Annotated in this window: 6 protein-coding genes; 1 reads left to right on the top strand and 5 read right to left on the bottom strand. The window is 62.7% G+C overall.

Features of this window, described 5'->3' with window-relative positions:
* Position 1: 1 nt before the first annotated feature.
* On the bottom strand, positions 2-772 hold the full coding sequence (gene menH / locus ACJ8PI_RS12495; protein ID WP_033648035.1) for a 2-succinyl-6-hydroxy-2,4-cyclohexadiene-1-carboxylate synthase: 771 nt from the start codon (positions 770-772) through the stop codon (positions 2-4).
* Positions 769-2,445: a 2-succinyl-5-enolpyruvyl-6-hydroxy-3-cyclohexene-1-carboxylic-acid synthase gene (gene menD, locus ACJ8PI_RS12500; protein WP_164134524.1), complete on the bottom strand. Its 1,677-nt coding sequence runs from the start codon at positions 2,443-2,445 to the stop codon at positions 769-771. Before menD ends, menH begins: the two co-directional genes overlap by 4 nt.
* A gap of 541 nt (positions 2,446-2,986) precedes the next feature.
* On the opposite strand from menD, the gene ACJ8PI_RS12505 reads away from it, so the two are divergent.
* The gene (locus tag ACJ8PI_RS12505; RefSeq protein ID WP_164134523.1) at positions 2,987-11,644 is read left to right on the top strand and encodes a glycoside hydrolase family 94 protein; all 8,658 of its coding nucleotides are present in this window, start codon (positions 2,987-2,989) and stop codon (positions 11,642-11,644) included.
* 36 nt (positions 11,645-11,680) lie between these two features.
* On the opposite strand, the gene elaB is transcribed toward ACJ8PI_RS12505, so the two are convergent.
* From elaB to idnO, 3 genes are all read right to left on the bottom strand, one after another.
* Positions 11,681-11,992, bottom strand: a complete 312-nt coding sequence (gene elaB / locus ACJ8PI_RS12510) for a stress response protein ElaB (protein ID WP_025303653.1) — start codon at positions 11,990-11,992, stop codon at positions 11,681-11,683.
* Positions 11,993-12,074: 82 nt separating this feature from the next.
* A complete protein-coding gene (gene idnD / locus ACJ8PI_RS12515) occupies positions 12,075-13,106 on the bottom strand; it encodes an L-idonate 5-dehydrogenase (RefSeq protein WP_033653769.1) in 1,032 nt (343 codons plus the stop codon).
* Positions 13,107-13,128: 22 nt separating this feature from the next.
* Positions 13,129-13,893 (bottom strand): gluconate 5-dehydrogenase, encoded by a 765-nt coding sequence (gene idnO / locus ACJ8PI_RS12520; RefSeq protein ID WP_033648038.1) that lies wholly within the window; start codon positions 13,891-13,893, stop codon positions 13,129-13,131.
* Positions 13,894-14,039 lie beyond the last annotated feature (146 nt).

The following is a 14,039-nucleotide window of genomic DNA, read 5'->3' on the forward strand; positions in this document are numbered from 1 at the left end:
TTTAACCAGGGTTAACGAGAAAGGTCTGCAGCTCGGCGACGAAATCCTGCGGATTGGCCAGGTGCGCGTTGTGCCCGGCCTGCGGCACGATGCGCAACGGCAACCCGGCGTCGCGCGCCAGCCGTTGAAATTTGGGGTCGTTCTCACCGCACAGCACCCGCAGCGGCACGGTCAGTTGGCGTAGCTGCGGCGCCAGATAGGGCTGCCGCCCGAGCGACGTGGCTTCGAGCATGTCGGCGATCGCCGGGCCGCTGTTGACCGAGCGCGCGGCGATCAGCGCCTGGCGGTGCACGTGGCTGAGCTCTTTGAACACCGGCTGCTGATACCAGTCCGCCAGGACCTCGGCGATCGGCTCACTGCGAAAACGCGCCGCCCACAGCGCATCCTGTTCGCAGCGCCGGCGGCGCTGTTCTTCGTCCTCCAGCCCCGGATTACCGCCCTCGACGATCACCCCCTGCAGGCCGGCATGGTGGCCGTGGCAGGCGTGATACATGGCGATGCGCCCGCCGAGCGAGTAGCCCACCAGCCAATAGCGTTCGATATTGCGCAGCTGCAGCGCGGCGGCGATCTGCGCGCTGATGTCGTCGAAGCCGCGGCAGCTCACCGCCACGGAATCGCCGTGGCCGGGCAGATCGATGGCCAGCGACGGCCATTCCGGGCTGCGCGCGGCGATCACCCGCCATTCATTGTTGTTGCCAAGCAGGCCATGCAGCCACACCAGCCACGGGCGGCCCGCCTCGCCCTGTTGCAAAATTCGCGTCGCCAGCATCATTGCACCGCCATCTGTTGCACCAGGTATTGCAGGCTTTCGGCCCCCGCGCTCGGCGGCACCTGCAGTTCGACAAGCGTGGCGCCGCCGCGCCGCCAGCCTTGTTCAACCGCTTGTTGCAGCTGGCTCCAGTTCTCCGGCCGCGCGTAACCCAGCTGGAACATCGCCGCCGCGTGGCTGAACTCGACGTTCTGCGGCATGCAGTAAAAGCGTTGGCGCTCCTCGTCCGGCGTCGGCAACAGCGAGAAAATTTGGCCGCCGTTGTTATTGACGACGATCAGCACCGTCGGCGCCGAACAGTGGCGTAAAAGCGCCAGCGCATTGAGGTCATACAACGCGGAAAGGTCGCCCACCACCGCCAACGTCGGCCGGGCGGTGGCGCGCTGTACGCCGGCGGCGGTGGAGATCAGGCCGTCGATGCCGCTGGCGCCGCGGTTACTGAATACCGGGTAAGCGACAGGCAGCGTGGTTAACGCGTCGATCAGTCGCACCACCAGGCTGTTGCCGAGAAACAGCTGGCCGTTCTCCGGCAGCAGCTCCGGCAGGCGGTGCGCCAGCTGCGCTTCGCCAAAGTTATCGTGCAGATGCGTGGATGCCGCCGTCAGCGCTTTATCCGCCAGCACGGCCAGCCCGGCGGCCCAAGGCTGGCGCGGCTGCGCCGGGTGCTGCGCCAACCACTGCGCCACGCCGGCGCGCAGGCGCCGCCCCCGGTGCTGGGCCGGATCGAGCCGCCCCGGCAGCTCGTCGATGACCCAATACTCTTCCGGCCGGCACTGCGCCTGCCACTGCAGCAGGCGTTTGCCGGTCAGGCTGCCGCCGAACTGCACCACCAGCTGCGCATCTTGCAGTACGCGCTGCGCCTTCGGGTGAGCGAGCCACAAATCGGCGCAGGGCAGCGGTTGCCCGGTCTGCGACAGCACGTCGCCGATCAGCGGCCAGCCCAGCGTTGCGGCCCATTCGGCCACCTGCGCGCCCTCTTGCGCGCTCATGCGCCCGGCCAACACCACGCCGCGCTTTTGCCGCCAGAAGAACCAGTCCGGCTGCGGCAATGGCGCCGCATGCGTCTCGCTTTCCTGCAGCCATGGGCGATCGCTCTGCCACCAGTCGCCCAGCGCGGCGGACCAGTCGGCATAGTGACGTTCGTCGCCGCCGTACAGCGGCTCGGCGAACGGGCAGTTGATGTGCAAAGCGCCGTGCTGCAGGCGCGCCATCGCGCTGTCGACGCTGGAGGCCAGCCACGCGGCCGGAATATCCGGCGTAGGACGCGGCAGATCGATCGCCAGCGTCGGGTGGCTGCTGTAGAGGCCGTTTTGACGGATCGCCTGATTGGCGCCGCAGTCGATCAACTCCGGCGGCCGATCGGCGGTGAGAAACACCAGCCGCTCACCGGTCAGGCCGGCTTCGATCAACGCGGGATAAAGGTTGGCCGCCGCGGTGCCGGACGTGACGATCACCGCCACCGGCTCACGCGCCGCCTTCGCCAGCCCAAGCGCCAGATGGCCGAGCCCGCGCTCGTCAAAATGGGTATGACAGATAAACGATCGGTTAGCCGCGGCGGCCAGCGTCAGCGGCGTGGAGCGCGATCCCGGAGCGATACAAACATGCCGCACCCCATGGCGGGCCAGCGCCTCGAGCAGCACAGCCGCCCACCGGCGATTAAAAACACTTGTCGACATAGTTCGCTCACAAGTCAGTTAGCAGAGATCGTCTCCGGCGCAGCCGACGGACGCCGCGCCTGTAGTTACGCTCTGTATTATATGAGGTGTTATTTTCACGGCTTTTGCGCCAGCGCAAGAACGCCGTATATCCCTGGGCGTTTACACCAGATAATTATTTGATTTAGAACAAAAAATAAACAATAAAAACACAAATACTTTACACTTGCGGCGGCGCCGGCTCAATCCGTCCATACAAAAATCAGGGAAATACCCAGTGAGTTTATCCTGACGTATCTTCCCGCCACAGCAAGTCAACCTCCATGACATACCGTTGCTGATCGGGCATAGGTCAGAACGCCCCGCCTCGACAAATGTTTATTAAAATTAAACAATACGATTAAAAAACAGACGCATCTCATTCTGAACAGCTATACTGGAAAGGTCTGTTCCTTCCTGCAACAAATCCACGCCATATGTTCCCGGCGCCAGATACAGGATGTTCACGCACTCCCAGCGGGTTTACCGGCTGCCCTTTTGGTCAGAAGTGAGGAGCTTTTGTGTGAAAGAAAAACTTATCAATTGGTTAAGAAGTCAACGCAAAAACAGCAAAATAAAGCCGCTCGCCGCCAGAAGCGCTAAAGGCGAACCGGAACCGCTCGGCGGCACCATCAAGGCCGAGCTGTTTTCCGTCGATCAGATGGAACGCTACGGCCAGCGTCTGGCACGCTCTCACAAACTGGCGACGCGTAAGACCCCCTACTATTTGCTGAAGCGGCTGGATCACAACGAACGGGTGCTGGCTGAGAGCTGCCGCCAGCTCAGCAACGGCAAAAAAAGCAGCATGACGCCCGCCGGGGAGTGGTTGCTCGATAATTACTATTTGATCGAAGAGCAAATCCGCGTGGTGCGACATCACTTGCCTAAGACCTTTGGCCGCGGCTTGCCGCAGCTGACTGCACCGCACAACTGCCCGCGCATTTACGACATCGCCGCCGAAGCCATCACCCACGGCGACGGGCGCTGGGACGCAGAGAGCCTGACGCGCTATATCGCCGCCTATCAAAAGGAAACCAATCTGACGCTGGGTGAACTGTGGGCGCTGCCGGGCATGCTGCGTCTGGCGCTGATAGACAACCTGCGCCGCGTCAGCGTCGAGGTAGCGCAGGCTCAGCGTGAACGCAACCTGGCCGATGACTGGGTCAATAAAATGCTCGAATCGGCGGAAAACGATCCGGCCAATTTGATCATCGTTATCGCCGACATGGCGCGATCCAATCCGCCGCGCACCAGCGCCTTCGTCGCCGAGCTGGTGCGCCGTCTGCAGGGCCACGGCACCATGCTGGCGCTGCCGCTCACCTGGGTGGAACAGCGTCTGGCGGAGGTCAGCATGACCTCCGATGAACTGATCCACCGCTTCAACCAACAGTTGGCGGTCAGCCAACTGTCGGTCAGCAACAGCATCGCCGGCCTGCGCCAGCTGAGCGAAATGGATTGGGCGGAATTTGTGGAAACCATGAGCCTGGTAGATCAAACGCTGCGTCAGGATCCGGCTGGGGTGTATCCGATGATGCACTTCGACACCCGCGATCACTATCGCCACGTGATCGAAATGCTGGCCCGCCACAGCCCGCACGACGAGGTACAGGTTGCGCGACACGTGCTCAACATGGCGCGAGTGGCGGCGGAAGATCCCGTCGGCGATGCGCGCAACCATCACATCGGCTACTACCTGATCGACGACGGCAGACCGGCGCTGGAACAGCAGTTGGCGGTACGCCTCAGCCGCATTACCCGGGTGCGCCACGCGCTGAACCAGGCGCCGCTGCTGTCCTGGCTCGGCAGCCTCAGCCTGCTCACCACCGCCAGCTGTGCGGAACTGTTGCGCCACGCGGCGGGCAGCGGCATCAGCTGGTGGGGATTGGCGCTGCTGTTTTTCCCGTTGGCGATCGTCGTCAGCCAATTCGTGCTTAACCTGCTCAGCGAGGTTACGACCCGCAGCCGGGAACCCCGACCTTTGCCGAGGCTCGATTTCTCCTGCGGCATTCCGGCCGAGTTCCGCACATTGGTGGTGATCCCCACCCTGCTCGACGAGAAAACCGGCATCGACCGGCTGCTCAACGCGCTGGAGGTCTGTTATCTGGGTAATGCGATGAAACACCTGCATTTCGCGCTGCTCACCGACTTTAACGACGCCCCGCATCAGCGGCAGGCTGACGACGCCGCGTTGCTGGCTTACGTCAGTGAAAAAATCGGCGCGCTGAATGCACGCTATCCCTGTGAAGGGCCGGGCCACTTTTTCCTGTTCCACCGCGATCGGCAGTGGAATGACAAACAGGGCGTGTGGATGGGGCTGGAGCGCAAACGCGGCAAGCTGAATGCGCTTAACGACTGGCTACGCAACCGCGACAACGCCTTCTCCAGCCTGGTTGGCACCGGCCTTGAGGCTCTGAAAAACGTCAAATACGTCATCACCCTCGACAGCGATACCGTATTGCCGCGCGACACCGCTCACCAGCTGATCGCCGCCATGGCGCATCCGCTCAACCAGCCGCAGTATGACGAAAACAGACAGCGCGTGGTGGAAGGCTACGCCATTTTGCAGCCGCGCATGGCCGAAGAGATCCCGCGTTTTGGTCAGGGACGTTACGCCGCCTTATGCAGCAGCACGCCGGGCAACGATCCCTATACGCGCATGGCGTCGGACATTTATCAGGATCTGTTTGGCGAAGGCTCATTCATCGGCAAAGGCATTTACGACGTGGACGTGTTTGCGCGCAGCCTGCAAGGCACCTGCCCGGAGAATTTAGTGCTGAGCCACGATCTGCTGGAAGGTTGCTATGCCCGCTCGGGGCTGTTGAGCGATGTGCTGTTGTATGAGCAATATCCCAGCAACTATCTGGTCGACGTGGCGCGCCGTTCGCGCTGGATCCGCGGCGACTGGCAGTTGCTTAACTGGCTGCTGCCGCGGGTGAAAAAAGCGGACGGCTCACGCTGCGCCAACCCGCTGAGCGCGCTGTCGCAGTGGAAGCTGTTCGACAACCTGCGCCGCAGCCTGGTGGCCCCCAGCCTGTTGCTGCTTTTATTCTGCTGCCTGACAGGGTTGCCCAACACCGGTTACTGGCTGGCGGTGGTCTTTATCCTTCTGCTGCTGCCTTCCGCGCTGGCGCTGCTGCAGGACATCGCGCGCAAACCGCCACGCCGCCCGTTTCTCCAGCATGTGCGGCTGGCGCTGAAGGGCACGCTGCACCGGTTGGCACAAATCGGCCTGCGCCTCGCGGCACTCCCGCACGAAGCGCTGTACAGCCTGAAAGCGATCGCCGTTACCCTATGGCGCCTGCTGTTCAGCCAACGCAATCTGCAAGAGTGGACCAGCTACGCCCAGAGCAAAACGCGCCTGCGGGTGACGCCGACCAATTTCTATCGCGCCATGTGGGTCAATCCGCTGGCCGGGGCGGGGTTGCTTCTGCTCACCGCGTGGCATAACCCGATGGCGCTCGTCGTCGCCTTGCCGCTTTCCGCGCTGTGGGTATTCGCGCCGTTCTTGCTCTACTACCTGAGCCGCGAGCCGCAGCGCAGCAAAACGGCGATCGATGAGGAGCAACGGCGCTTCCTGCGCCATACCAGCCGCCAGACCTGGGACTTTTTCAACACCTTCGTCAATGCTCAGGAGAACTGGCTGCCGCCGGACAACTATCAGGAAATACCGGAACCGGTGATAGCGCACCGCACCTCGCCGACCAATATCGGTTTGTCGCTATTGGCCAACCTCACCGCCTGCGATTTCGGCTACCTGACGCTGTGCGAGGCGCTGCGCCGCATTGAACTGACGCTCGATACGCTGGATCGCATGGAGCACTATCGCGGCCATCTGTACAACTGGTACGACACGCGCACCTTAGAGCCGTTAAACCCGCGCTATATTTCCAGCGTCGACAGCGGCAACCTGGCCGGGCATCTGCTGACGCTCTGCGCCGGGCTGCCGGCGCTGGCCCAACAGCCGGTCATCGATCCGCAGCGGATAGTGGCCGGTCTGGGAGACAGCCTGGAACTGCTGGAACAGCAGTGGGGAAACGCAGCGCCGAAAAACCTGGCCAAACTGCGCCAACATTGGCAACAGGCGCAAAACAGCCCGTACGCCGCGCTGCTGCTTGAATTGGACGCCATGCGCAACTACAGCAACGGGTTGCAGGAGCCGGCGTTAAACCACGACGAAGAAACTAAACGCTGGGCCGGCGCGCTCCATCAGCAGCTTAATGAACTCTGTGCGGAATGGGCGCAATGGTATGGCTGGCTGAGCGATGCGCCGCCGGATCTGGCGCAGCCGCCCAGCCTGCGCTGGTTGGCCGACGCCCCGGCGAACCTGGGGCTTTCGGCCGAGCAACAAAGCCGGCTCGATGCCGCCGCCGCGCTGGCGCAACAGCGCCTGGCGCAACTCGGCAGCCTGCGGCAGCGGCTGGAAAAAATGGCGCAGATGGACTTCCACTTCCTGTATGACGAATCGACCCACCTGCTGAGCGTCGGCTTCAACTGCGACCATAACCGCATGGACAGCAGCAAATACGATCTGCTGGCGTCGGAAATCCGTCTGACCAACTACGTGGCCATCGCGACCAATCAGGTGCCGCAGCGCAGCTGGTTCGCCCTTGGCCGGCTGTTCACCGTCATCGACAAGGAGCCTGCGCTGATGTCGTGGAGCGGGTCGATGTTCGAATACCTGATGCCGCAGTTGGTCATGCCCGCCTATCCCGATTCGCTGCTGGTGCAGATGTGCCGCGCGGCGGTGGCGCGCCAAATCGCCTGGGGTAAGGAGCGCGGCGTCCCCTGGGGCGTTTCCGAATCCGGCTATTTCGGCTTCGACGCGCAGCAAAATTATCAATATCACGCCTTTGGGGTGCCCGGTTTGGGGCTGCGGCGCGGCCTGGCCGACGATATGGTGATCGCCCCTTACGCGACGCTGATGGCACTGATCGTTGAGCCCGTCGCCGCTTGCAATAACCTGCTGACGCTGGAACACAACGGCGCCAAAGGGCGATACGGTTTTTACGAAGCGCTCGATTACACCACCGCACGCCTGAGCCGCGGGCAACTGTACACGATCGTCCGCTCCTACATGGCACACCACCAGGGCATGGGGTTCCTGGCGCTGTCGCACCTGCTGCTGGATGCGCCGATGGTGGCGCGTTTCGCCCGCTATCCCGCCTTCCAGTCAGCGCGCCTGCTGCTGCAGGAACGCGTGCCGGACGCAGTCGAGCTCTATAGCCCGCGTCGTCATTTCGAAACCCACGAAGGCACCATCCAGCCGGCCAGCTTCAGCGCGCGTGAATTCACCCGCGTCGATACGCCGATACCCGAAGTGCAACTGTTGTCCAACGCCAACTATCATCTGATGCTGTCGCAGGCCGGCGGCAGTTACAGCCGGTGGCAAAACCTGGCGCTGACCCGTTGGCGCGAGGACGCCACCCGTGATAACTGGGGCGCTTTCTGCTACCTGCGCGATCCGCAAACCGGCGAAGTGTGGAGCAATACCTGGCAACCGATCGGCGGCGGCGGCGCCAAAGACTATCGCGCGGTGTTCAACGACGCCGGCGCCGAATTCCAGCGCCATCTGGGCACGCTTTCGGTCAAAACGCAGGTGGTGGTTTCGCCGGAAGATGATATCGAACTGCGCCGCCTGACGCTCATCAACCGCGGTAAACAGCCGCGCATCCTTGAGATCACCAGCTATGCCGAAGTGGTGCTGGCACCGGCCGGGAACGATCTGGCGCACCCGGCCTTTAGCAATCTGTTCGTGCAAACCGAGCTACTGCCAGACCAGGAAGCGATCCTGTGTCATCGCAGACCGCGCGAGCCAAAAGAGACGTGCCCGTGGCTGCTGCACATGATGACGGTACAGGGAAACAGCGCGCAAACCTCGTTCGAAACCGATCGCGGCATATTTATCGGCCGCGGCCGCACGCCGGCCAATCCGCAGGCGTTGTACCACAATGCGCCGCTGACCAACAGCGCCGGGCCGGTTATCGATCCGATCATCGCCATCCGCCAGCGCGTGGTGCTGGAACCCAACGTTCCGCTGACGCTGGATGTGTTTTACGGCGTTTGCGAGGATCGCGCCTCCTGTCTGGCGATGCTGGAAAAGTATCGCGATCGCCACTTGGCGGATCGCGTCTTCGAACTGGCCTGGTCACACAGCCAGGTGGTGTTGCGCCAACTGAACGCCAATGAGGAAGACGCCAATCTGTTCAACCGTCTGGCCGGCGCCGTGGTGTTCCCGGCGCAGGAAATGCGCGCCGGCGGCGGTGAAATCATCAGCAACCGCCGCGGCCAGTCCGGGTTATGGGGGCATTCGATCTCAGGCGATCTGCCGATCGTGCTGCTGACGGTCAGCGACGCGGAGAATATCGCGTTGGTGCAGCAGCTGATCCAGGCACACAACTATTGGCGCCTTAAGGGGCTGCAGGTGGATCTGGTGATCCTCAACGAAGACGTCGGCGGCTACCGCCAGGATCTGCAAAATCAGATCATGGGCTTGATCGCCGCCGGCATGGAATCCACCCTGACCGACAAGCCGGGGGGCATTTTCGTGCGGACCAGCGAACATATGTCGCCGGAAGACCATCGTCTGCTGCTCAGCGTGGCGCGCATCTATCTCGACGACCGACGCGGCGGTTTGGCGGAGCAGCTCAACCAACGCCTGCAGCTGCCGCAAACCCTGCAACAGCCGCTGTCTCCGGTCACCGCGTCGTCGAAGCTGGCGACGGTAGACAACCTGCCGCGCAACCTGCATTCGCCGCAGTTGCCCGCCATCGAAGACCTGCAATTCTTTAACGGGCTGGGCGGATTCTCCAGCGACGGACGCGAATATGTCATTGCGATGAACGAGAACAAGATCACTCCGGCACCCTGGTCAAACGTTATCGCCAACCCGCTGTTTGGCACGGTTATCTCAGAAAGCGGTCAGGCCTATAGCTGGTACGAAAACGCTCACGAGTACCGGCTGACGCCGTGGGATAACGATCCCATCAGCGATCGCGGTGGCGAAGCGTTTTATCTGCGCGACGAGGAAAGCGGCCACGTCTGGTCCCCCACGCCGCTGCCGGCCCGCGGTCGCGGCCACTATTTGACGCGCCACGGCTTTGGCTACAGCGTGTTCGAGCACCGCGAAGGCGGCATCGACAGCCAACTGACGATGCTGGTGGCGCAGGACGCGCCGGTGAAGCTGTTTTTGCTGACGCTGACCAACGGTTCAGGCCGCACGCGCAAACTCTCCGCCACCGGCTACATGGAATTCATCCTCGGCGATTTGCGCAGTAAAACCGCCATGCACGTCGTGACACAGGCCGCGACGACGACGGGCGGCTGCGGCATTCTGGCCACCAACCATTACGGCGGCAACGGTTCCGAGCGCACCGCCTTTTTCGGCGTTACCGGCGCCCACTGTTCCATCAGCGGCGATCGGCGTGAATTCCTCGGCCGCAACGGCACGCTGGCCAATCCGGCGGTGCTGAAACTGCGCCGGCTTTCCGGCAGGGTCGGCGCCGGGCTGGATCCGTGCGGCGCGGTACAGTCGGCGCTCAGCCTGATCGACGGCGATCAGCGCAGCCTGGTGTTCGTCCTGGGACTGGGACAAAACGCCGACGAGGCCGACATGCTGCTGCAGCGCTACCTGGATGAAGATCGCCTGCAAGACGAACGGCAACAGGTCGCCGCCTATTGGGACGGCATCCTGAATAAGGTGCAGATCGGCACGCCGCATCCGGCGGTCGATCTGCTGGCTAACGGCTGGCTGCTGTACCAAACTCTCTCCTGCCGCATTCAGGCACGCAGCGGCTACTACCAATCCGGCGGCGCCTTTGGCTTCCGCGATCAGCTGCAGGACACGCTGGCACTGACCCACGCCGCGCCGCAACGGCTGCGCGAACAGATCCTGCTGTGCGCCTCACGCCAGTTTATCGAGGGCGATGTGCAGCACTGGTGGCATCCGCCGCAGGGCAACGGCGTGCGCACCCGCTGTTCCGACGACTATCTGTGGCTGCCGCTGGCGATGTGTCATTATTTGGACGCCACCGGCGACGAGAGCATTTTGACCGAACAGGTGGGCTATCTGGAGGCGCGCCAGCTGGCGCCCGGCGAAGAGTCCGCCTATGAACAGCCGGCGCAGAGCGCAGTGCGGGAAAGCCTGTACCTGCACGGCGCGCGCGCGCTGAAACACGGCCTGACCTTCGGCGAGCACGGGTTGCCGCTGATGGGGGCCGGCGACTGGAACGACGGCATGAACAGGGTCGGGCTGGAAGGCCGCGGCGAAAGCGTCTGGCTCGGCTTCTTCCTGTTTTCCATCCTGCAGCGCTACGGCGATCTGGCGGAACGCCACCACGATGACGACCTGGCCGCACAGTGCCGCCGCCAGGCCGCCGCCCTGAAGGACAACCTGCACAACCATGCCTGGGATGGCGAATGGTACCGCCGCGGCTATTTCGACAACGGCGAACCGCTCGGCTCACACCTGGCCGCGGAGTGCCGCATCGACGCCATTGCGCAAAGCTGGTCGGTGCTGTCCGGCGCCGGCGATCCGCAGCGCAGTCGGCAGGCGATGCAGTCATTGGATACACATCTGGTCGACCCGCAGGCCAGGCTGATCAGACTGTTGACGCCGCCGTTCGACGGCAACGGCCCCGATCCCGGCTATATCCGCGGCTATCTGCCCGGCGTGCGGGAAAACGGCGGCCAATACACCCATGGCGCGGTATGGGCGGTGATGGCCTTCGCCGAAATGGGTGACATCGAACGCGCCTGGCAGCTGATGGCGCTGATCAACCCCATCAACCACAGCCTGGACAGCGCCGCCGCCGAACGTTACAAAGTCGAACCTTACGTGGCGACCGCTGATGTCTACGCAGTTGAGCCGCATATCGGCCGGGGTGGCTGGAGTTGGTATACCGGCTCGGCAGGCTGGATGTATCGCTTGATTCTCGAGTCGTTGCTGGGCCTGAAACGCCGCGGCGATCGGCTGACGATCGATACGCGTCTGCCGGCCGACTGGCCGCAATTCACGATCAACTACCGCGAAGGCGCCAGCGAATATCAGCTGGTCGTGCGCCAGGGAGAAGGCGAAACGCAGATCATCGTTGACGGCATCCCTCAGTCGGAGCCGACGATCGCGCTGCGGGACGACGGCAGGATCCATCAGGTGGAAGTGATTTTGGGGAAAGAAGATACGTAGCTGTCGGGCGGCGGCGCAGGCCGCCGCCCGACGTCGTTATTTTCTGGCCAGCAGCAGCCCCAGCACCAGCCCTACGGTGGCGCCGATGCCTACGCTGTGCCAGGGTTTATCCCGCACGTAGTCGTCGGTGCGGTGTACCGCTTCTTTGGCGCGCGCATAGTAGGATTCGCCGGTGTTCGCCCAGCGCGCCTTAACCTCACTCAGCGCCTGCTCGGCGTGCGACTTGATGTCGATGTAGGCCTGATCCGCGCGATCGCCGGTATATTGCAGCACTTCTTCCAGCGTCTCGGTCAGCATTCTCAGATCGTCATCCAGCGTAGTTTGCTCAGCATCCGTATGTCTTGCCATAGTGAGATCTCCGTGGTTGAAAAAATTAAGCGTTCCTACACTATAGACAAGGATCGCCGCCTGCGGCCATCGGACTTTTACCCTAAAACACCAATTGCACCTTGGCGGCCTGGCGCTTATCGCCGGCAAACTCCAGCGCCTGCGCCAGTTGCCCGCTGGCGAACTCCGCCGACAGCAACGGCAGCGGATCGACCACGTCGTCGGCCAGCCACGCCACCGCCAGCGCAAACTCCGCCACGAAGCGGAAGGATCCGAGCAGGTTCAACTCCTTGGCGATCAACAACATCAGCGGAAAATCGGGGAAGCTGGCGCCCATGCCCACCTGCACCACGGTGCCTTTGGCGCGGGTGATCTCCAGGCAGCGCTGCAGCGACTGCGGATGCCCCGCCACTTCGAAGGCGACATCGAAATACCCCTTGTCCTGCTGATAACCGCTAACATCGTCGTCCGCGGCATGCAGGCACCGATCGGCTCCCATTTGCCTGGCGATCGCCAGGCAGCGCGGGCTGAGATCGGCACAGACAATTTCGGCGGCGCCCAGCGCTTTCAGCGCCGCCACCAGCAGGCAGCCGATCGGGCCGACGCCGGACACGAAGATCTTTTTCCCCGTCACGTCGCCGGGCTGCTTCGCCGCGTGGATCGCCACCGCCAGCGGTTCAGCGAACACCATCACCCTGTCGTCGCGATCGGCGCCGTAAGGAATGCACTGCGCGCTGTCCACCACTTTGTATTGGGTAAAGGCCCCGTCGACGTGCGGAAAATACATCGCGCTACCGAAAAAGCGCATCTCGACGCATTGATTGCTTTGCTGCGCCAGACAGTATTTGCACTGCCCGCAGGGTTTGCTGGGATTGAGCGCCACCTTCTGTCCGACCGGCAGCTGCGGCGAATCGCTGGCGACCACCTCGCCGATCACCTCATGGCCCAGCACCATCGGTTGGCGCACCTGAAAATTGCCGACCCTGCCTTCCTGAAAGTAATGCAGATCCGAGCCGCAGATGCCGCCGCGGCTGATTTTCACCAGCGTTCCCTGCCCACGGTAATCCACTTCTTGCGCAATCACCGCCACGTCGCGTTTGCCATTGACCACGCAGGACTGGGTTTGAATTTTCATCTCAACACTCCACGAAAAAAGGTTACACCGCCGCCGACATGCCGCCATCGACAAACAGCAGTTGCCCGTTGACGAAGGCGGAGGCGTCGGCGGCCAGGAACACCGCCGCGCCGATCAACTCCTGCGGATCGCCCCAGCGTGCGGCGGGCGTGCGTTGGGTCAGCCAGGCGGTGAAGGCCGGATCGTCGGCCAGCGCCTGTGTCATCTCGGTTTTGAAGTAGCCGGGGGCGATGCCGTTGACCTGAATGTTGTAGCGCGCCAGCTCCACGCACATGCCGCGCGTCAGCATTTTCACCGCGCCCTTGGAGGCCGCATAAGGGGTGATGGTGTCCCGCCCCAGCTCGCTTTGCATCGAGCCGATGTTGACTATCTTGCCGCGCCGGCGCGGCACCATATAACGCGCCACGGTTTGCGACACGATGAAAACCGCCTTCTGGTTGACGGCGATGATATCGTCCCAGTCTTGCTCCGGAAACTCGGTGAACGGGTGACGGCGCTGGATGCCGGCGTTGTTGATCAAGACGTCTATCGCGCCGATATCCGCTTCGATACGATCGATGGCGGCATGCACCGCCTGGGAATCGGTGACGTCGAACGCCGCCGCATCGGCGCGCAAGCCCTCTTCGCGCAGGCGATCGGCGGCGTGTCGGGCATGTTCGTCGGTGGTGGCGTTGACCAGAATATGCGCGCCTTGCTGCGCCAGGCCGCGCGCCAGCAGAAAACCGATGCCGCGCGAGGCGCCGGTGATCAAGACAATTTTGTTATCCAGTGAAAACAGGTTGTTCATGGTGATTCCCGGCCATCAGGCCTCCAATCAGACAGGCCTCTATCTCAGCCGATTGTTACCGGTAAAAACGTGATGGAAATCACTGAACATCATGTTACGAAACCCTGTTACCCTTAACGTGATCTCACGCAGGCAGCAAGCGGGCA

It is taken from the genome of Serratia sp. CY82433, assembly GCF_052166535.1.
Lineage (GTDB): Bacteria > Pseudomonadota > Gammaproteobacteria > Enterobacterales > Enterobacteriaceae > Serratia > Serratia sarumanii.

What these genes read in the sequence shown, in the direction of transcription:
- menH (WP_033648035.1), bottom strand. Translation starts at nt 772, where the DNA reads ATGATGCTGGCGACGCGAATTTTGCAACAGGGCGAGGCGGGCCGCCCG.
- idnO (WP_033648038.1), bottom strand. Translation starts at nt 13,893, where the DNA reads ATGAACAACCTGTTTTCACTGGATAACAAAATTGTCTTGATCACCGGC.
- menD (WP_164134524.1), bottom strand. Translation starts at nt 2,445, where the DNA reads ATGTCGACAAGTGTTTTTAATCGCCGGTGGGCGGCTGTGCTGCTCGAG.
- idnD (WP_033653769.1), bottom strand. Translation starts at nt 13,106, where the DNA reads ATGAAAATTCAAACCCAGTCCTGCGTGGTCAATGGCAAACGCGACGTG.
- elaB (WP_025303653.1), bottom strand. Translation starts at nt 11,992, where the DNA reads ATGGCAAGACATACGGATGCTGAGCAAACTACGCTGGATGACGATCTG.